Source organism: Lysobacter sp. Soil_N_23, from assembly GCF_057656135.1.
Genome location: NZ_JBDGKY010000001.1, coordinates 165,596 through 185,070 on the forward strand (window position 1 = coordinate 165,596; position 19,475 = coordinate 185,070).

At 67.1% G+C, this 19,475-nt stretch carries 15 protein-coding genes; 7 read left to right on the plus strand and 8 right to left on the minus strand.

Annotated features, from left to right (window positions below; translation table 11 throughout):
* Nucleotides 1-160 precede the first annotated feature (160 nt).
* Genes AC3A3X_RS00725 through AC3A3X_RS00745 form a run of 5 tightly spaced genes read left to right on the plus strand, consistent with a single transcriptional unit; the run spans nt 161 to nt 6,132 of the window.
* On the plus strand, nt 161-1,210 hold the full coding sequence (locus tag AC3A3X_RS00725) for a LacI family DNA-binding transcriptional regulator (protein ID WP_487581150.1): 1,050 nt from the start codon (nt 161-163) through the stop codon (nt 1,208-1,210).
* On the plus strand, nt 1,207-2,508 hold the full coding sequence (locus tag AC3A3X_RS00730; protein WP_487581151.1) for a sugar MFS transporter: 1,302 nt from the start codon (nt 1,207-1,209) through the stop codon (nt 2,506-2,508). The genes AC3A3X_RS00725 and AC3A3X_RS00730 overlap by 4 nt, the downstream gene beginning before the upstream one ends.
* Entirely contained in the window at nt 2,505-3,512 is a 1,008-nt protein-coding gene (locus tag AC3A3X_RS00735) for a carbohydrate kinase family protein (protein ID WP_487581152.1), read from the plus strand. The genes AC3A3X_RS00730 and AC3A3X_RS00735 overlap by 4 nt, the downstream gene beginning before the upstream one ends.
* Nucleotides 3,509-4,750 (plus strand): AGE family epimerase/isomerase, encoded by a 1,242-nt coding sequence (locus AC3A3X_RS00740; protein WP_487581153.1) that lies wholly within the window; start codon nt 3,509-3,511, stop codon nt 4,748-4,750. Before AC3A3X_RS00735 ends, AC3A3X_RS00740 begins: the two co-directional genes overlap by 4 nt.
* A complete protein-coding gene (locus AC3A3X_RS00745; RefSeq protein ID WP_487581154.1) occupies nt 4,747-6,132 on the plus strand; it encodes a glycoside hydrolase family 47 protein in 1,386 nt (461 codons plus the stop codon). The genes AC3A3X_RS00740 and AC3A3X_RS00745 overlap by 4 nt, the downstream gene beginning before the upstream one ends.
* A gap of 265 nt (nt 6,133-6,397) precedes the next feature.
* Here the strand turns inward: AC3A3X_RS00745 and AC3A3X_RS00750 are convergent, their stop codons facing one another.
* Genes AC3A3X_RS00750 through AC3A3X_RS00765 form a run of 4 tightly spaced genes read right to left on the minus strand, consistent with a single transcriptional unit; the run spans nt 6,398 to nt 12,278 of the window.
* Nucleotides 6,398-7,867 carry a 2-dehydro-3-deoxy-6-phosphogalactonate aldolase gene (locus AC3A3X_RS00750; RefSeq protein ID WP_487581155.1) on the minus strand — a complete coding sequence of 490 codons (1,470 nt, stop codon included), beginning with the start codon at nt 7,865-7,867 and terminating at the stop codon, nt 6,398-6,400.
* Nucleotides 7,864-8,799, minus strand: a complete 936-nt coding sequence (locus AC3A3X_RS00755) for a 2-dehydro-3-deoxygalactonokinase (protein WP_487581156.1) — start codon at nt 8,797-8,799, stop codon at nt 7,864-7,866. Before AC3A3X_RS00755 ends, AC3A3X_RS00750 begins: the two co-directional genes overlap by 4 nt.
* Nucleotides 8,800-8,831: 32 nt before the next feature.
* Complete coding sequence (locus tag AC3A3X_RS00760; RefSeq protein ID WP_487581157.1) at nt 8,832-9,608, minus strand: SDR family NAD(P)-dependent oxidoreductase; 777 nt, start codon at nt 9,606-9,608, stop codon at nt 8,832-8,834.
* A gap of 18 nt (nt 9,609-9,626) precedes the next feature.
* Entirely contained in the window at nt 9,627-12,278 is a 2,652-nt protein-coding gene (locus AC3A3X_RS00765; protein WP_487581158.1) for a TonB-dependent receptor, read from the minus strand.
* 256 nt (nt 12,279-12,534) lie between these two features.
* Between AC3A3X_RS00765 and AC3A3X_RS00770 the strand changes: the two genes are divergently transcribed.
* Nucleotides 12,535-13,503: a dihydrodipicolinate synthase family protein gene (locus tag AC3A3X_RS00770; protein ID WP_487581159.1), complete on the plus strand. Its 969-nt coding sequence runs from the start codon at nt 12,535-12,537 to the stop codon at nt 13,501-13,503.
* The gene (locus AC3A3X_RS00775) at nt 13,500-14,669 is read left to right on the plus strand and encodes a mandelate racemase/muconate lactonizing enzyme family protein (RefSeq protein WP_487581160.1); all 1,170 of its coding nucleotides are present in this window, start codon (nt 13,500-13,502) and stop codon (nt 14,667-14,669) included. Before AC3A3X_RS00770 ends, AC3A3X_RS00775 begins: the two co-directional genes overlap by 4 nt.
* Here the strand turns inward: AC3A3X_RS00775 and AC3A3X_RS00780 are convergent.
* The 4 genes from AC3A3X_RS00780 to dtd form a co-directional block, all read right to left on the minus strand.
* Nucleotides 14,648-15,937 carry an MFS transporter gene (locus tag AC3A3X_RS00780; RefSeq protein WP_487581161.1) on the minus strand — a complete coding sequence of 430 codons (1,290 nt, stop codon included), beginning with the start codon at nt 15,935-15,937 and terminating at the stop codon, nt 14,648-14,650. The genes AC3A3X_RS00775 and AC3A3X_RS00780 overlap by 22 nt on opposite strands.
* A 79-nt stretch (nt 15,938-16,016) precedes the next feature.
* Nucleotides 16,017-16,736 (minus strand): IclR family transcriptional regulator, encoded by a 720-nt coding sequence (locus AC3A3X_RS00785; RefSeq protein ID WP_487581162.1) that lies wholly within the window; start codon nt 16,734-16,736, stop codon nt 16,017-16,019.
* 351 nt (nt 16,737-17,087) lie between these two features.
* Nucleotides 17,088-18,956: an RNA polymerase sigma factor RpoD gene (rpoD, locus tag AC3A3X_RS00790; RefSeq protein ID WP_487581163.1), complete on the minus strand. Its 1,869-nt coding sequence runs from the start codon at nt 18,954-18,956 to the stop codon at nt 17,088-17,090.
* A 60-nt stretch (nt 18,957-19,016) separates the two neighbouring features.
* Nucleotides 19,017-19,457, minus strand: a complete 441-nt coding sequence (gene dtd / locus AC3A3X_RS00795; protein ID WP_487581164.1) for a D-aminoacyl-tRNA deacylase — start codon at nt 19,455-19,457, stop codon at nt 19,017-19,019.
* Nucleotides 19,458-19,475: the final 18 nt, after the last annotated feature.

The window sequence follows — 19,475 nt, forward strand, 5'->3', positions numbered from 1 at the left end:
CCTCGCTCCGCTCGGGATGACAGAGCAAGCCGCGGCAACCTAGCACGCGACCGCCGCCGGTTCATGCTGCGGTGCAGAATGCGCTCCTCTGACCCCGGGCGCAGGATGTGTGCAATTTAGAACGATCCAAATCCCGCCAGATGCCCTCCGGACTTCCGCGATGACCCCACCGGTGCGACCCCGCGCCCGGGTAACCCTGGCCGACATCGCCAGCGCCTGCGACCTGTCGCGGGCGACGATCTCGCTGGTCCTGCGCGGCAGCCCGCTGGTCAACGCCGAGACGCGGGCGCGGGTCGAGGCCGAGCTCAAGCGCCAGCGCTACGTCTATCACCGCGGCGCCGCCAACCTTCGCCGCAACGTGTCCTCGACCGTGGCGCTGGTCATCAACGACCTGTCCAACCCGTTCTTCGCCGAGTTCGCGGCGGGCGTCGACGAGGCCCTGGCCGCGGCCGGCTACGTCACCCTGCTCGGCAGCACCGGCGAGTCGGCCGAACGCCAGCAGACAGTGCTGGCCTCCCTGCTCGAGCACGATCCGGCGGGCATCATCCTCTCGCCCGCCGAGGGGAGCGACGGTGCGCGCCTGCGCGGCTTGCTCGGCGTGCATACGCCGACGCTGGTGTTCAACCGCGAGCTCGGCGCCGATTGGGATTTCCTCTCGCTCGACAACGTGCGCGGTGCGCGCATCGCCACCGAGCACCTGCTGGCGCAGGGCCATCGCCGCATCGCCTTCTTCGGCGGGCACCAGGATTCCAGTTCGTGCCATCAGCGTCGCGAGGGGTATCGCGAGGCGCTGGTCGCGGCCGGCATCACGCCCGAGCCGCAGTGGCTGGTCGAGTGCGCGCCGACGCGCCTGGAAGCGGCACGCCAGACCGGCGCGTTGTTCGTGCGCGATCCCGCGCCGACCGCGGCGGTCTGCTACAACGATGCGGTCGCGCTCGGGCTGATGGCAGGACTGGCCACGCGCGGCCGTCGCGCCGGGCAGGATTTCGCCATCACCGGTTTCGACGACATCCCCGAAGCCGCCGTCAGCGCGCCGCCGCTGACCACCATTGCCGTCGACCCGCGCGCGCGCGGGCGCCAGGCAGCCGAACTGATCCTGCAGCGATTGCGCGACCCGTCCGCCACGGTCGCCACCGTCGTCGCACCCGTGCAGTTGCAGATCCGTGCCAGCAGCACCATCCCGCAGCCCCAAGGAGGAACCAGCGCATGATGCGAAACGACCAGACCCCAGCCACCTCGTCGCCCGCCACCGCCATCGCGGTGCTGACCACGATCTTCTTCACCTGGGGCGCACTGACCAGCCTCAACGACGTGCTGATCCCGCACCTGAAAGCCGTGTTCGCGATGAACTACGCGCAGACGATGCTGATCCAGTTCACCTTCTTCAGCACCTACCTGGTGATGTCGCTGCCGGCCGGCAAGGTGGTGGCACGCTTCGGCTACAAGCGCAGCATCGTGATCGGCCTGGTCGTGGCCGGCATCGGTGCGCTGGCGTTCTTCCCGGCCGCGAGGATCCCGTCGTACCCGTTGTTCCTGTTCGCGCTGTACGTGCTCGCCAGCGGCATTACGTTGCTGCAGGTCTCGGCCAATCCGTACATCGCGCTGCTCGGCGATGCGCAGAGCGCGTCGAGCCGGCTGACGCTGGCGCAGGCGTTGAACTCGTTCGGCCATGCCATCGCGCCGGCGCTGATCGGTCCGCTGATCCTGTCGGTCGCGGTGATCGGCGGCGCCGAGCTGGCGCAGATGCCGCTGGCCGAACAGACCGCCTACCGCATCGCCCAGGCCGAATCGGTGCAGCTGCCCTACCTCGGGCTGGCCGTGGGCCTGTTCGCGCTGGCGGCCTTCGTGCTGCTGTTCCGTCTGCCGGCGCTGACCGAGGCCACGGAGGGTGCCGACCACAAGGTCCACACCTTTGCCGAAGCGTTGCGCCATCGGCACCTGCGCCTGGGCGTGGTCGCGATCTTCGTCTACGTCGGCGCCGAGGTCGCGATCGGCAGCTTCCTGATCAACTACATCGCCAGCCCCGGCATCGGCGCGATGGACGAGTCGGCCGCCGCCAAGTACGTGTCCTACTACTGGGGCGCGGCGATGGTCGGCCGCTTCATCGGGTCGCTGCTGCTGCGCAGGATCGAGCCGCGGATCCTGCTGGGCCTGTTCGCGATCGTCACGATGGCGCTGCTGGCGACCACCATCGTCACCGGTGGCCCAATCGCGATGTGGAGCGTGATAGCCATCGGCCTGTTCAACTCGATCATGTTCCCGACCATCTTCACCCTCGGCATCGAGGGCCTGGGCCCGCTGACCAGCAAGGCGTCGAGCCTGCTGGTGATGGCCATCGTCGGCGGCGCGGTGGTGCCGCTGCTGCAGGGCGTGCTTGCCGACCGCATCGGCATCCAGCACGCGTTCGTGCTGCCGCTGCTGTGCTACGTCTATGTCGCCTGGTACGGCTTCCGCGGTGCGCGACGCGAGCAGGTGCCGGTGCAGGCAGCGGCGGTGACCTCGCCATGAGCACGACGCAGGGCCGCACCGCGATTGCCTGCTTCGGCGAGGCGCTGATCGATTTCCTCGCGGTGCCGGCCGTGGCCGGTCAGCCACGCCAGTTCGCCGAGTACGCCGGCGGCGCTCCGGCCAATGTCGCCGCCGCGGTGGCGCGGCTGGGCGGCAACGCGCGCTTCGTCGGCATGCTCGGCGCGGACATGTTCGGCGAGTTCCTGATGTCGCAGTTGCGCGCGATGGGCGTGGACACGCGCTACACCGTGCACACGTCGGCAGCACGCACGGCACTGGCCTTCGTGTCGCTCGACGCCGACGGTGAACGCAGTTTCAGCTTCTACCGCCCGCCGGCCGCCGACCTGCTGTTCCGCGAGGAGCACTTCGACCCGACCTGCTTCGACGACGCAGCCGTGCTGCACGTGTGCTCCAACAGCCTCACCGAGGCCGACATCGCCGCCACCACGCTCGCCGGCATGCAACTGGCGCGCGAGGCCGGGGCGATGGTCAGCATGGACCTGAACCTGCGTCCGTCGTTGTGGCCGGAAGGCGTCGACCCGGCGCCGCGCCTGTGGGACGCACTCGCGCAGGCCGACCTGGTGAAGCTGTGCCGCAGCGAGGCCGACTTCCTGATCCGTCGCGCAGGCGACGAGAAGGCGATGCTGCGCCGCTTGTGGCAGGGGCACGCCAAGTGCGTGCTCATCACCGACGGCGACCAGCCGGTGCGCTGGTTCACGCGCGATGCCGAAGGCGTGGCGCCTACTTTCGCCGTCACGGCGATCGACACCACCGCGGCCGGCGACGCGTTCGTCGGCGCCCTGCTGCACCGGCTGGTCGAACGCGGCGCCGGTGCCGACTCGCTGGTGACGCTGCTCGATGACCGCGTCGCGCTCACCGATGCACTCCGACACGCCGCCGCCGGTGGCGCGCTGGCGACGACACGCCATGGCGCGTTCGCCGCCATGCCGGGCCGCGACGACCTCGATCAACTGCTGCGACCCATTTCACGGACGGAACCATGAGCCGCATTCCCCCTTCCCTGCCCGACTTCCGCAGCCAGGACTTCCTGCGTTCGCACATCGCCGAGACGATGGCGTTCTACCACCCGCGTGCGATCGACCCGCAGGGTGGCTTCTTCCACTACTTCCGCGACGACGGCAGTGTCTATGACGCAACCCACCGGCACCTGGTGAGCAGCACGCGCTTCGTCTTCAACTACGCGATGGCAGCGCGCGAGTTCGGCAATGCCGAGTACCTGGACGTGGCGCATCATGGCCTGCGCTATCTGCGCGAGGTCCACCGCGACCCGCGCAGTGGCGGCTATGCCTGGACCATCCGCGACGGCGTCGCCGAGGACCGTACCAACCACTGCTACGGCGTCGCCTTCGTGCTGCTCGCCTATTCCACTGCACTCAAGGCCGGCATCGACGAGGCCGCGCCTTGGATGGACGAGACCTGGGAGCTGCTGGAATCGCGCTTCTGGGAGGCCGAACATGGCCTCTACCGCGACGAGGCCGACGCCGACTGGAACTTCTCCGGCTACCGCGGCCAGAACGCCAACATGCACATGTGCGAGGCGATGCTGGCCGCGTTCGAGGCCAGCGGCCAGTCGCGCTACCTCGATCGCGCGCTGATGCTGGCCGACCACATGACCCGCCGTCAGGCCGCGCAGGCCGGCGGCCTGGTCTGGGAACACTACGACCGCGACTGGAACATCGACTGGGACTACCACCGCGACGATCCCAGGCACCTGTTCCGCCCGTGGGGATTCCAGCCCGGCCACCAGACCGAGTGGAGCAAGCTGCTGCTGATCCTCGATGGCCACCTGCGCGAGCGCGGTGTCGTCGCCGACTGGCTGCGCGAGCGCGCGGCGCACCTGTTCGACACTGCGGTGGCTGCCTCCTGGGACGCGCGCCACGGCGGCCTGTTCTACGGCTTCTCGCCCGAATCCGGTTACCCGGTCTGCGACCACGACAAGTACTTCTGGGTACAGGCCGAATCGCTCGCCGCGGCGGCGCGGTTGGCGCAGGCGACCGGCGACGCACGCTACTGGGACTGGTACCAGCGCCTGTGGGACTACTCGTGGCGCTTCTTCATCGATCACGACCATGGCGCCTGGTACCGCATCCTCGATCGCAGCAACCGCAAGTACAGCGACGAGAAGAGCCCGGCCGGCAAGACCGACTACCACACCATGGGCGCGTGCCATGACGTCCTCCACCTGCTGCGCGCGCACGCGCCGGAGCCTGTCGCCTTATGAACCTTCGTCCCCTGCTTCTGAGTGTCTTGTTGTTCCCCACGGTCGGCGTCGCGGCACCTCCCTCCCCGAAGAAACCCGCGACGCCGCCCGTACTTGACCAGGCGCAGGCCGCGCAGAGCGCCGAGCGCGTCAAGGCCGAGTTCCTGCACGCATGGCTCGGCTACCGCCAGCACGCCTGGGGCCACGACGGGCTCAAGCCGCTGAGCAACGCGCCGCACGACTGGTACGGCCAGTCGCTGCTGATGACGCCGGTCGACGCCCTCGACACGATGATCCTGATGGGCCTGGACGACGAAGCCCGCGACGCACGCGAGCTGATCGCCACGCAGCTGTCGTTCGACCGCGACATCGACGTCAAGCACTTCGAGATAGTGATCCGCCTGCTCGGCGGCCTGCTCTCGGGTTACCAGCTCAGCGGCGACGAGCGCCTGCTCAAGCAGGCCGAAGACCTCGGCACGCGGTTGCTGCCGGCGTTCGATTCACCGACCGGCCTGCCCTACGTCTACGTGAACCTGCGTACCGGCAAGGCCCACGGCAACGACAGCAACCCGGCCGAGTCGGGCACGCTGCTGCTCGAATACGGCACGCTGAGCAAGCTCACCGGCAACCCGGTGTTCTACGAGAAGGCCAAGCGCGCGCTGGTCGCCACCTATGAGCGTCGTTCGAAGATCGGCCTGGTCGGCGAGCGCTTCGATGTCGAGAGCGGCAAGTGGACGCAGACGCGCAGCCACGTCGGCGCCCGCATCGACTCGTACTACGAGTACCTGTGGAAGTGCTGGAAGCTGTTCGGCGACCGCGACTGCCTGGCGATGTGGAAGTCCAGCATCGCCGCGGCCAACCGCTACTACCCGGAGGAGGTCAACGGCGCGCTGTGGGTGGGCCACGTAGACATGAACACCGGCAAGCGCCTGGGCAGTCTTTACGGCGCGCTCGATGCGTTCTACCCCGGGCTGCTGGCGTACTCGGGCGATGTCGAACGCGCCCGCCGGCTGCAGGCGTCGTCGTTCGCGATGTGGCGCGTGCACGGCATCGAGCCGGAGCAGTACGACTACCGCAAGGGCGAGGTCACGCATCCGCGCTACCCGCTGCGCCCGGAGATCATCGAGTCGGCGTGGTACCTGCACTGCCTGACCGGCGACAGGCAGTACCAGGCGATGGGGCTGGAGATGTTCGAGGACTTCGTCCGCTACACCCGCACGGGCTCGGGCTTCGCCACGCTCAAGAGCGTGGTGACGAAGGAGAAGGAGGACGATATGGAGAGCTTCGTGCTGGCCGAGACGTTCAAGTACTTCTACCTGCTGTTCGCGCCGGCGCAGACGCTGGATCCGGGCAAGGTGGTGCTCAACACCGAGGCGCATCCGCTGCGGAAGACCTGGAAGTAGGCCCGAGCACTCATCCCCCTGTCACCGTCATCCCCCTGTCACCGTCATCCCCCTGTCACCGTCATCCCGGCGAAAGCCGGGATCCATTTGCTCTTGCCGTCGCCTCAAGTCACTGGGTTCCCGCCTTCGCGGGAATGACGAGCAAGAGCAACGTCCATGGATCCCCGCCTTCGAGGAGATGACGGAGAACTGTGAGGCGATGAGCTGGGCAATGAACCCCCGTCATTCCCGCGAAGGCGGGAATCCAAGGACGTCGCCTTGGCTCCTACCGCATCGATATCCGAAACAGCCCGCCCGACCCCGGCGACGCGGCCAGTGAAGCATCACTGAGTCGCGCCCGCGCCGTCGTGACGAACAAGTCGCCATCGGCGCCAATGCAGACACTGCCCACATGCGGCGCCGGCAAACGGACCCGCTGCACGCACGCACCATTCGGCGCGATCCGCGCAACCTCGCCTGCGCCCCACAGCGCCACCCAGAAACTGCCATCGTCCGCGATCGCCATGCCGTCCGGCTTGCCCGGCAGATCGAGGAAATCGGTAACGATGACCGGTTCACCCAACGTTCCGGCGGCAACGTCGACCGGATAGGCAAGCAGCGTGCGCGTCAGCGTGTCGATCACGAACAGCATGCGTTCGTCGGCGGAGAAGGCCATGCCGTTGGCGACGCCGAGACCTTCCGCCACCCTGGCGGCCGGTGCGTCCGGCGATGCGGCATGGAACACGCAGCCGCGTCCGGCCAGCACGCCACGGTGCATGCTGCTGCCCCACAGGCCACCGCGACTATCGACGATCAGATCGTTGAGGCGGCAGCCGGCGCCGGTGTCAATGACCGGTCCGCGCGAGAGCACTGCACCACTGGACGCATCGATCTGCAGGAACGCGTCTTCGCCGTTGCCCACCAGCGTGCCGTCGGGCAGCACGCCCAGCGACCACACGGGCTCGGACATCGATGCCTGCGACCAGTCGCCATTCGCCGGCGTGCATGCGAGCAGCCGCCGACCGGCCGGATCCACCCACACGATCCGCTCGCCCTGCACCACCGGGCCTTCGCCGACGGTGGCTTGCGGGTTGCAGACCAGTTCCACCTTCGGTGACGCGGATTGCGCAACCGCCGCCACCCATTCGCGCGCACGCGCGCCGACGGCATCGGCACTTCGACCAGGCTTGTACAGGTCCGACCCGGTACCGAATGCCACCGCGCCGGCAGCGACCAGCAAGGGCACCGCTTCAGGCGTGGCGCCACCGACCGCGATCAGCTGCACGCCCGCAGGCATCACCGCCCTGATCGCGGCAAGCGTGGCGGCATTGGCCGGAAACGCCTTGAGGTGACGCGCACCCGCGGCGATTGCCGCGAATGCCTCGCTTGCGGTGGCGAAGCCCGGCAGCGGTAGCATCCCGTGCGCCAGACTCGCGCGGATCACGTCGGCATCAGTGTTGGGGGCGACGCAGAACTGACAGCCGGTGTCGACCAGCCGCTCGACATCGGCCACGGTCAACACCGTTCCGGCACCGATGGCCATGCGATCGCCGAAGTGCTTGCGCAGCGTGCGGATGGTGGTGAATGCATCGGGCGAGTTCAGCGGCACTTCCGCCAGCGTGACGCCCGCATCCAGCAAGGCGGCCGCCACGGCGATCGACTCCTGCGTGGAGATTCCGCGCAGTATCGCGATGATGGGCGAGCGGCGCAGTCGCTCGTCGAACTCGGCCGTGAACGCCGCAAGACCGTGCTTCATGCCGGCGCACCCAGATACAGTCCGTGCATTGCCGCGAAGCCCTGGGCAGTGGCCTCACGCGACTCCACGATGTGGCTGTCGATGTCGAGATTGCTCAGCGCCGCTGCATACAAGGTGCAGACCGGCCCGGAGCCGACCAGGGGAATGCTGGCGTCTGCAAGCTCCGGGAACAACGCGCGCGCATCGGCAATCTCCGAACCGATCAGAAGACCGCGCAGGTACGAGGCGCCTTCACTGCGCTTGATGTCACCGCGGATCACCGCAGCGCGCGCACCGAACAACAACGTACCCAGCCCCGCATCGCGACGCACGCCGGCACGCACGCCGTCGAAGAACGCCGGGCTGACATGCGCCGGCCCGTCGACAATCGATGCCAGCAGGCCGGCGGCGGTGAGCCGATCGAAGATCTCGCCCGACATTGCGGTGGAGAATTCGCGCACGCGGCCATGGTCCATGCGAACCCACTTGGTGTGCGTGCCCGGCAGCGCGACGATGCCCGACTGCGGCAGGCGTCGTGAAACGAGCAGGCCGAATAGTTCGGTTTCCTCGCCGCGCATGATGTCGGAGGCGTTGTCGCGGGTGCGGCGACAAGCCAGTCCCGGCACGATCCGCACCTCGACTTCGCCGATGCGCGTTTCGCGCAAGCCCTGCGCCAGACCGCCGAGGGCGACGGGGCATTCGACGTAACCGGCATCGACCCAGCCGATGTTCGATCCGATCATGCCGCAGGCATAGCGGTGCGAAACGCCCGGCCAGCGCACCGCCACGCTCGCCATGTGGCCGATCATGCCGTCGCGGTCCAGGCTTGCGATTCCGGCAGGCGCCTCCATCGCGTCGACCACCTTGGCATCGGCATCGATCAGGTAGGCGCGAAAGTTCGAGCTGCCCCAGTTGATGCCGACGATGCGGCCTTGCGTGTGCTTTTGATTCATCTGCTTGTGGAGGTGAGTGGAGGTGGCGGAGTTCAGCGCCTGGTGACGCCGGCACCGCCGTCGACGGGGAACACGCCGCCGGTGATCCAGCCGCTGCGATCGCCGGCAAGGAACCACGCCAGCTCGGCAATGTCCTGCGGCGTGCCCAGGCGCCCGAGCGGGTGGCGCTGTATGTTGCGTTCGCGCGCCAGCGCCGGGTCGGGCTCGCGGTCGAAAGAGGACTGCAGCATGGCCGTATCGATCGATGCCGGGGCGATCGCGTTGACGCGTATCTGCCACGGCGCCAGCTCCAGTGCCGCGGTGCGCGCCAGTTCCTCCAGCGCCGCCTTGGAGCTGGCATAGGCAGCGAGCGCCGGCGTGGCGAAGCGGGCGTTGATCGAGGTGAGCAACACGATCGAACCGCCGCCGCGTTCGCGCATGTGGACGGCGCAGTGCCGCATCAGGTGCGCAGCGGCGATCACGTTGACCGCGTAGGTGTCGGCGAACAGCTCGTCTGCCGAATCCATCAGCGTTCCGGGCGGGCAGATCGCGGCGCAGTGGACCAGCACATCGGCCGGGCCAAGCGCCGCCTCAAGCTCCGCCACGGCAGCATCGATGGCCGTGGCCGAGCGCAGGTCGGCGACGGCCGACGCATCGGCCGCAGGTGCGCGATGCAGGTCCAGCGCCGCGACGCGCGCGCCGTCCTGCTGCAAGCGGCGGACAACGGCTGCGCCGATCCCGCCTGCGGCCCCGGTCACCAGCGCCACCCGACCCGCCATGTTGCCTTCGCTCATTCCGCGATTCTCCGCCTGGTCGAGGTCGATCGCCATTTACAGCCGCGCGATGCCTCAGAAGCGGAAGGTCACCGTCGCCTTGTAACCGCGACCGAACACCACGTTGGTGCGCAGGCCCTCGTCGTACCCGTCGAAGGTCTTCTGCTGGCTGTCGAGCAGGTTGATGCCGTCGAGCTGGAAGGTGAGGCGGTCGTTGAGGTCGTAGCTTACCGTGGCCGACAGGTCCGAGTAGGTGTCGTTGTAGATGCCGGTGGCCGCCGCCGACAGCGCCACCAGGTACTCGTCGCGCCAGTTGTACGCCAGGCGTGCACTGAACGGTCCCTGCTCGTAGTAGCCGATCAGGTTGGCGTTGTTCTTCGACAGGCCCGGGAAGGCCATCTCATTGCCGTTGATGTCGGTGATGGGCGTCTTCGAGTCGATGTAGGTGTAGGTCGCAACGATGCCGAAGCCGCCGGCGATCGGCACCTGCGCCAGCAGTTCCAGGCCCTGGATGGTGGCGCTGTCGCCGTTGACCTTGCGGTTGATCAGGAAGTTGACGCCACCGTAGGTCTCGGCGCTCTGGCGCTGGACGATGAAGGTCGACACGTCCTTGTAGAACAGGCCCGCCGAGAGCATGCCCTCGTCGCTGTAGTACCACTCCAGCGACAGGTCGTACTGGTCGGCCTCGAACGGATCCAGTCCCGGCGCGCCGCCGGTGCCTGTGCCGGGGGTGATCTGCACGCCGTTGTCGAAGACGGCATTGTTGTTCAGCGAGACACCGTTGTTGAGGTCCTCGGTGTTCGGGAACGCGACCACGCGGGCGACGCCGCCACGAAGCACCAGGCTGTCGTTGATGTCGAGCTTGGCGATGCCCGAGGGCAGCCAGTAGTCGTCATTGCGGCTGAACACCGTCGGCTGCGGCGAGCCGTTCGGGTTGATCAGGTTTCCGGTGGAATCCATGTCGCGGCCGACGTAGCGGATGCCAACGTTGCCCGCCAGCTGCATGTTGCCGACCGCGGTGTTGAGGTCGAGCTTGGCGTAGGCCTCGGTGAAATCCTCGGCGATGTTGAACGTGCCGGCATAGGCCAGGGTGTTGTTGGCGCCGTCGACGCACTGTGGGTCCTGCGTGATCGACGGGAACGCGGTGAACGCGCCGCACCCGGTGAAGGCATGGCGGGTGGCCGCCAGGAAGCTGCGCGGCAGGCCGGCAAACTCGCCGTCCATGAAGTCGTTGTTGCTGTGGATCTCGAGGAAATCGCCGAGCTGGTTGGCGGGAATGCCGCCGGCCGGGCGGATGTCGGCGCGCAACGGGTTCTGGGTGGTGTCGAGCGAGCTGTAGCGGGCGCCGAAGTTGAGCGCGCGGATCGCCGAATCGTCGAAGTCCCAGCTCCAGTCGGTGCGCACGGCGGTGGTGTCGGTCTCGGCGCGGTAGCGGTTGTCGAACAGGATCGACAGGCGCAACTGGTCCGGATCGGTGAGATCGACGCCGCGCACGTTGAAGCTGCCAAAATCGCCATTGGTGAGGTCGAAGTCGACCAGCGAGGTCAGGCCGGCCACCGGTTGCAGTCGCATGTAGTTCTGGTGGTACTCGGCACTGGAGGTGCCGTAGGACACTTCCGCCGAGCCGCCCAGGTGACCCTCGCCGCGGAACGTCGCGCGCAGGGCGCTCGACCAGACCTCGGCATCGATGTCGGCGATCTCGGTATTGACCAGCACCGGGCCGGCCGAGGTGCCCTTGATCAGGATGTCGTGCGGCGAGTACACCGCGTTCGACAGCGCCGCGCTCGGGTTGAAGGCGATCCAGTAGCGGTCGCGCTTGGCGTCCTGCTTGGAATAGAACGTGTCGGCGGTGAGCTCTACGCCATCGGTCGGGCGCCACTGCAGCACGGCGCTGATGCCGTACTTCTCGCGATCGTCGTTGATGTCCTGCGCGCGCATGTCGGTGCTGCCGAAGCGCGTGCGCGCGGGCGTCACCGTGGTGTCGTTGAAGCGGGCGTAACCGGAGAACGTGTCCAGGCCCTGCTGGACAACGTCGTACTTGCTGTAGGTCGCCGAGATCAGGCCACCAAAGCTGCTGTCGCTGTTGCGGCCCGACAGCAGCGTGAACAGTCCGCCGCCGCCGTTGCCGCCGAGTTCGTCATAGCCGGCTTCGGCGGTGACAACGTTCTGCGAGGCGTCGCCGGCCAGCGGCTTGCGCGTCTCGATGTCGATGATGCCGCCCAGCGCACCGGCGATCTGGTCGGAACCGGCAAGCTTGGTCACCGACAGGCGCGAAATGAGCTCTGACGGCACCAGGGTCAGCAGCCCGTAGGTCGACGTGTTGAGCTGGTCCAGGCCGTTGCCGCCGCGTCCGGTCGCGTCGACGATCTGGCGGCCGTTGTAGAGGATCACGTTCTCGCGCAGGCCACGCACCAGGATGTCGCTGCCCTCGCCCATGCCGCGCTCGAGCTGCACGCCGGCCACACGGCCCAGCGATTCGGCGACGTTGGTGTCGGGCAGCTTGCCGATGTCGTCGGCGACGATCGCGTCGACGATCTGGGTCGAGTCGCGCTTGATGTCCTTGGCCGCTTCCAGGCTGCCGCGAATGCCGATCACCGTGACCTGGTCGAGCGTCCGCGGTTCGTCACTGGTACTGGAGCTGCTTTGGGGAGCCGGGGTCGCCGCTTCGGGCGCGGCGGTGCTGGTCTGTGCCGCGGCGGCCATGGACGCCAGCAGCGCGGGTGTCATCAGTGTGGACAGAATCGTTCGACGAAGCTTGCGCATGAACCGGGCCTCCCCCCGAAGTCATTGCTGGGTCTTGTTTGCGATACGAACTGCTTGCGTTGTGTGGCTAATATAGCAATATATGTTCTGCGCAAAGCAAGGGTTTTTGCGGATAAATCGTTGCTGCAGCGCAATAATCTCCAGATTTCAATCAGTTGGAATGTTGCCGTGGTAGCAACGTCCAGCGACACATCCGCAGGCGTGACGCAACGGGGAACTCATGAGCGAATCCACAGGGAAGGCAGACAAGGGCGCGGCACTTACAGGCGCGGCACTTACAGGCGTATTCCCGATCCTGCCAACCATCTTTGAAGACAGCGGCGCGATCGACTACGCCGGCACGCGCGCGGTGCTGGAGTACATCCTGGCCTCGGGCGCCGACGGCGTCGTGTTCCCCGGCCTGGCCAGCGAGTACGACATGCTCGGCACCGACGAGCGCCTGCAGATGACGGCGCGTCTGGGCGAATGGATCGCAGGACGCGTGCCGCTGGTGATCGGCGCCAGCAGCCCCGATCCGGAACTGGCGATGCAGTTCGCGCGTGCAGGCGCCCAGGCCGGTGCGGTTGCCTCCATGGTGCTGACCCCGCACCGCCACGCCGGGAATCCGCAGGCCATGGCCGACTACTTTTCCGCAATCCATGAAGCCAGCGGCATTCCCGTGATGCTGCAGAACGCACCGGCGCCGATGGGCGTCGGCCTTGCCGTCGACGAGGTCGCCTGGCTGGCCGAGCAGGTGCCGGGCATCCGCTACGTCAAGGAAGAAACGCAGCCGTCCGGCCAACGCATCACCCAGCTGAGCGAGCGCACGGGTGACGCCCTCGATGCGGTGTTCGGCGGCGCCGGTGCGCGCTATGTGATCGATGAACTGGTGCGCGGGGCCAAGGGTACGATGCCGGCTTGCGAAGTCACCGAGGTGCACGTGGCCATGCTCAAGCGGTTCGCCGACGGCGACATCGAGGGCGCACGCGAGCTGTTTGAACGCAGCCTGCCGCTGCTCGGCGTGCAGGCGGTGTTCCGCTGGCGCCTGACCAAGGCGGTGCTCAAGCGCCGCGGCCTGATCGGCAGCGATCACGTGCGGGCGCCCGGGCCTGCACTGGATGCGTTCGACCAGCGCGAGGTCGATGCACTGCTGGCACGCATCGCTGATCTGGTCCCACTCGACCGCGTGCCCGGAGCGACATCGGCATGAGCAAGGTGCGCAGCGTCGAGACCTTCATCGTCACCGTGCCGCGCGACACGCCCTACCTGGGACCACTCGGCCCGGGCGAACGCATCAACGAGCGCGGCTACGTCGTACGCAAGGGCAACGGCACGATCTATCCGTCCGTGGATCGTTCGGTCGTCGTACGGATCACCACCGACGACGGCGCGGTCGGCTGGGGCGAGACCTACGGCATCTGCGCACCTCGCGCCGTCTGCGAAATCATCAACGACCTGCTCGCACCGGAGGTTGTCGGCCGCGATCCTGACGATGTCGAGCAGGTCTGGGATGACCTGTACGGGCTGATGCGCGTGCGCGGCAGTTTCGGCGGCTTCTACGTCGATGCGATCGCCGCGCTCGACATCGCGCTGTGGGACTTGCGCGCACGCGCGCGGAGCCAACCGCTGTGGCAACTGCTTGGCGAACGCCAGCGCGAGCAGGTGCCTGGCTACCTGTCAGGCCTGCCGGCGGCGACCGTGGCCGGGCGCGTGCAGATGGCGCGCGAGTTCCAGCAGCAGGGCCATGACGCCTTCAAGATCCACGCCGTGGTCAGCAGCGAAGGGATCGTCGAGGAGATCGCCGCATTGCGCGAGGCTTTGGGCGACGCCGCCGAACTGATGGTCGACCTCCACTGGAAGTTCGATGCCGACCCGGCGCTGGCGCTGATCGACCGCCTCGCGCCGTACCGTCTGCAGTTCGTCGAGGCGCCGGTGAAACCGGAGGATGTCAGCGGCCTGGCGCGCGTGGCGCGCGAAGGCGCGATCGCAGTCGCCGCCGGCGAGGAATGGCACACCGAGTACGAGGCGCGGCTGCGGCTGGAAGCAAACGCGGTGCGCTATATCCAGCCGGAGATGGGACACACCGGCATCACCCAGTTCCTGCGCATCGCGCGATTGGCACAGGCGGCCGGCGTGGCGATCGCACCGCACGCTACGATTGGCACCGGCATTTTCCTGGCGGCGAGCCTGCACGCCTCAACGGTAATCAGCGGCCTGTGGCGCCACGAATGGCAGCACTCGGTATTCGCCCGCTCGCTGGAGTTGCTCGACACCGACATGGACTATGCCGATCGCCACTACCGTCTGCCGACCGGCCCCGGCCTGGGCGCGGTACCGGGCCAGCGCTTCTGGGATTACGCCGTCGGGGTCGCCTGAACGACGCTGCCATCGAGGGACTGGATCAGGCGCGAATGTCGCGCCTGTCGCACCGCCAGCCACGCCAGCAGCATCGCGATCGGATGCAGCATCGCCATCAGCACGAAGGTCCGGTCGAACTGGTGCCCGGCGACGAGCTTGCCCACCACCTGCGTCGACAGCATCCCGCCCAGGCCACTGCCGGCACCGATGAAGCCGAAGACGGTGGCGATGTAGCGGCTCGGGTAAAGATCCACCACCAGCGTGCTGATGTTGATCTGGAACACCAAGTGGGCGAACGCCACCAGCGCGGCGATCGCGAACAGGATCGTCAACGGCGGATGGAACGCGGCGATCAGCCCCAGCGGCGCCAGCATCGCCGCGCCGGTCATCGCGACCAGGCGACTGCGCACGGGCGTCATGCCGCGCTTGATCAGGCCGCTGGATATCGCTCCGCCGCCGACACTGCCGACGTCGGCGGCCAGGTACACCAGCCACGCCAGTGACGCGACCGCGACCAGGGTCATGCCGCGCTGGTCGTTGAGGTACTTGGGAAACCAGAACAGGTAGAAGTACCAGACCGGATCGGCCACCGCCCGCGACAGCACCAGCAGCCACATCGACCGATCGCGCAGCAGGCTGCGCCACAGCGAGCCTTCATTCGTGATCGGTGCAGCCTCGGCGCTTGCAGGCGTTGCGGCCGCGGTTTCGCCGCGCGGCGTCGAAGGAAAGATCCACCACCATGCCAGGATCCACAGCAGGCCGACCGCACCTGTGGTGATGAACGCCCAGCGCCATCCGAACACCACCGCGATGCCACCGATCAGTGGCGGCGCGATCGTCGCGCCGACCATCGCCCCGGCGGTGTAGATGCCCAGCGCCAGTCCGCGTTCCTGCGGCGGGAAATGCTCGGAGACGACCTTCGAGCCGACCGTGTAGTTGCCCGGCTCGCCGAGCCCGAGCGCGAAACGCGCAGCGCCGAGTTCGCCGGCAGTGCGCACCAGTCCGGTGAATAGATTGGCGATCGACCACCAGCCGACGAACAGGGCCAGTGCCACTTTCGATCCCAGCCAGTCGGTGATCCGGCCGGCCAGCAGGTAGGCCACGGTGTAGGCGAACAGGAACATCTGCACGACGCGCGCATAGGCCGGATCGTCCATGCCGAGGTCGCGCTGGATCGTCGTCGCCAGGATCGACAGGGCCTGGCGGTCGAGGTAGTTGATGACGGTGGAGACAAACAGCAGGGCGAGCAGTGCCCAGCGGACGCGGGCCGATCCTTTCCAGTTCACGAAGTACCGCCCGCTCCCCAAGGTGTCGCTGGACGGTATTGCTAATTTAGCAACACGTCAATCCGCACTGCATCATGCCTCAGCCGATCTCCCTCACCGCCTCACGCAGCGCGGCGACCAGATCGGCGGTCGCCGACTCCGGGATCCAGCCCGACATCGCGATACCCGCATGCACCGGATCGCCCATCGGCACGGCGACGATGTGGTGGTCGCGATCGTCGGCAACGTGGACCCGGGCATACCCCTGCGCGCGGGTGACCTGCAGCGTCGCCAGCAGCGACTCGATGCCCTCGGGGAACATCGGAATCTCGATCCCCGCATAGAGGTCGCGGATGTCCTCGTCGGTCATCTGCGCGAGCAGGACGATGCCGATGCCGCTGGTAGTGGCCGGCAACAGGCCGATGCGACCCAGTCCGCGCGCGGCCTCGATCCCCGGCGGAGCATGGAACAGGTAGCTGACGCTATGGTTCCACAGCACGCCCAGGGCGACGGTGTGACCGTACCGGCGCAGGTCCTCCAGCACCGGCAGCGCGCGCCGGATCAGGCCGGAGGCGAACAGGCTCTGCGCGGCCAGCACGTGCATGCCCGGGCCGGCGGTGTACTTGCGGTTGGCGGTCTGGCGGGCGATACCCAGGTACGCCAGGGTCTTGAGCAGGCGGTTGACGCGGGTCGGGTTGGCATCGAGCTGGCGCGCCAGTTCCCGGCAGCCCACGGGCTCGGGCGAGGAGGCCAGCGCCTGCAGCGTGGCGATCCCGTCGATCAGGCTCTGGTTGGGCTGCGCGTTCGGCTTGGCTTTCATCCGTTCAGGGTAACGGCGAACGGGGCTGACGGACAGATGGCTGCTATATGCGCAACGAAAGCAGCGTCCATGGATCCCCGCCTTCGCGGGGATGACGAGCATCAGAGCAACGCCGCTGGGTCCCCGCCTTCGCGGGGATGACGGTCCTCCAATGACGGTGGGAGCCCCTCTCCCGTTTACGGGAGAGGGGTTGGGGTGAGGGCCACCGAAGACCGGGCAACAAAGCACCGAAGCGTCGTCCGCAGAGGCAGGCCCAACACGCACCAGCAGGCCCCTCACTGCGTTCGGGACGACAGGCACAAAAAAGCCCCGCGAATGCGGGGCTTTTCCGATCCAGCTACCGACAACAAATCAATCGATATCAAGGAAGCTGCGCAACTGCTCCGACCGGCTCGGATGACGCAGCTTGCGCAGCGCCTTCGCTTCGATCTGGCGGATGCGCTCACGCGTGACATCGAACTGCTTGCCCACTTCCTCGAGGGTGTGGTCGGTATTCATGTCGATGCCGAAGCGCATGCGCAGCACCTTCGCTTCCCTCGGAGTCAGCCCGGCGAGCACGTCGCGGACCGTCTCGGTCAGGTTGATGTTGGTGGTGGCCTCGACCGGGGACTCGATGTTCGTGTCCTCGATGAAATCTCCCAGATGCGAATCCTCGTCGTCGCCGATCGGGGTTTCCATCGAGATCGGTTCCTTGGCGATCTTCATGACCTTCCGGATCTTGTCCTCCGGCATGTCCATTTCTTTCGCCAGCTCTTCCGGAGTCGCTTCGCGGCCGTACTGCTGCAGCATCTGGCGGCTGATGCGGTTGAGCTTGTTGATCGTCTCGATCATGTGCACCGGGATACGGATGGTGCGCGCCTGGTCGGCGATCGAACGGGTGATCGCCTGGCGGATCCACCAGGTCGCATAGGTCGAGAACTTGAAGCCACGACGGAACTCGAACTTGTCGACCGCCTTCATCAGGCCGATGTTGCCTTCCTGGATCAGGTCGAGGAACTGCAGGCCACGGTTGGTGTACTTCTTGGCGATCGAGATCACCAGGCGCAGGTTGGCCTCGACCATTTCCTTCTTGGCCTTGCGCGCCTTGGCTTCGCCATAGGCCATCTGGCGGGAGATGTCCTTGATGTCGGCCAGGGTCAGCAGCGACGCGGTTTCGACCGCGATCGTGGCTTCCTGCTCGGAGATGATCTGGTCCTTGACGTCACGCAGGCCCGACGACCACTTCTGCTTGCGCTTGAGCAGCTCGTCCACCCACTCCAGATTGGTCTGGTTGCCTTCCCAGGCGCGGATGAAATCCTTGCGCGGCATCTTCGCAACGCGCGTGGACAAGTCGAGGATGCGGCGCTCGTGGTCCTTGATCTTGTTGACCACCTCGCGCAGGCCGCGCACGAGGACATCGGTCAGCGGCAGCGGCAGCTTGAAGGTGACAAACACCGCGGCCATGTCCTCGCGCAGCTTCAGCGCGGTCTTGTGACCGGCACCGTGCTTGGCATGCGCCTTGAGGAACTTGTTGTAGTGGTCGGCCAACGCTTCCATGCGCGCGGCTACCTCGACCGGGTCCGGGCCGCTCACGACCTCTTCGGCTTCCTCGGCGACGGGTGCTTCTTCCTCGTCGTCATCGGCCTCGGCATCGGGGTCGGCCACCACGACCGGCGCCGGCGGCTCCGGCACGTCGTCGAGGTGATCGTTGAAGCCCACGATAATTTCGGCCAGGCGCTTCTTGCCCGCCTTGTGCTGCTCGTAGTCTTCGAGGATCGAGGCGATGGTCGCCGGAAAAATACCCAGCGATGCCTGGACCTGGCCCAGGCCTTCCTCGATGCGCTTGGCGATGGCGATTTCGCCTTCGCGGGTAAGCAGTTCGACCGTACCCATTTCGCGCATGTACATGCGCACCGGGTCGGTGGTGCGGCCGCCTTCGCCGTCGAGCGCGGTCAGCGCTGCGGCAGCTTCTTCGGCGGCGGTATCGTCGACTTCACGGTTGCCCGTGCCGCCGTCTGCGAGCAGCAGGGTTTCGGCATCGGGGGCCACTTCGTGGACCTCGATACCCATGCCGTTGATCATGCCGATGATGTCTTCGATCTGCTCGGCATCGACGAGGTCGTCGGGCAGGTGATCGTTGACCTCGGCATAGGTCAGGTAGCCCTGCTCCAGGCCCTTGCTGATCAACTGCTTGATATCGGAGGAGGGGGGCTGACGTTCGTTGGCCATGTGCTGCGCCACCGCGCTATGAGAGGATGGGGAACGTTCCAGTATATCAGGCCGGAGGGGTCGGGGCCGGACTCAGGACCGAAGAAGGAAGGTGACCGGGCCGTCGTTGACCAGGCTGATCACCATATGGGCACCGAAGCGCCCCGTTTCCAGCCCCCCCGTGTGTGTTTCCCTGCAGATTCCGACCAGCCTGCTGAACAAAGGTTCAGCCAGCTCGGGCGCGGCGGCGGTACTGAAGCCCGGACGCATCCCGCTGCGGGTATCGGCCGCCAGGGTGAACTGGCTGACCAGCAGCAACCCGCCGCCGGTGTCCGCCAGACCAAGATTCATTCGGCCACCCTCGTCGGCAAATACACGGTATCCGAGCAGCCGTTCGGCCATCCGCTGCGCCTGGGCTTCGCCATCGCCCGGCTCCACGCCCACCAGGGCCAGCAGGCCGGGGCCGATGGCACCGACAGTTTCGCCTTCGACCCGCACGGTCGCCTCGGTCACGCGTTGGATCAGGGCCAGCATGCAGGTCGTCGGCTCGTT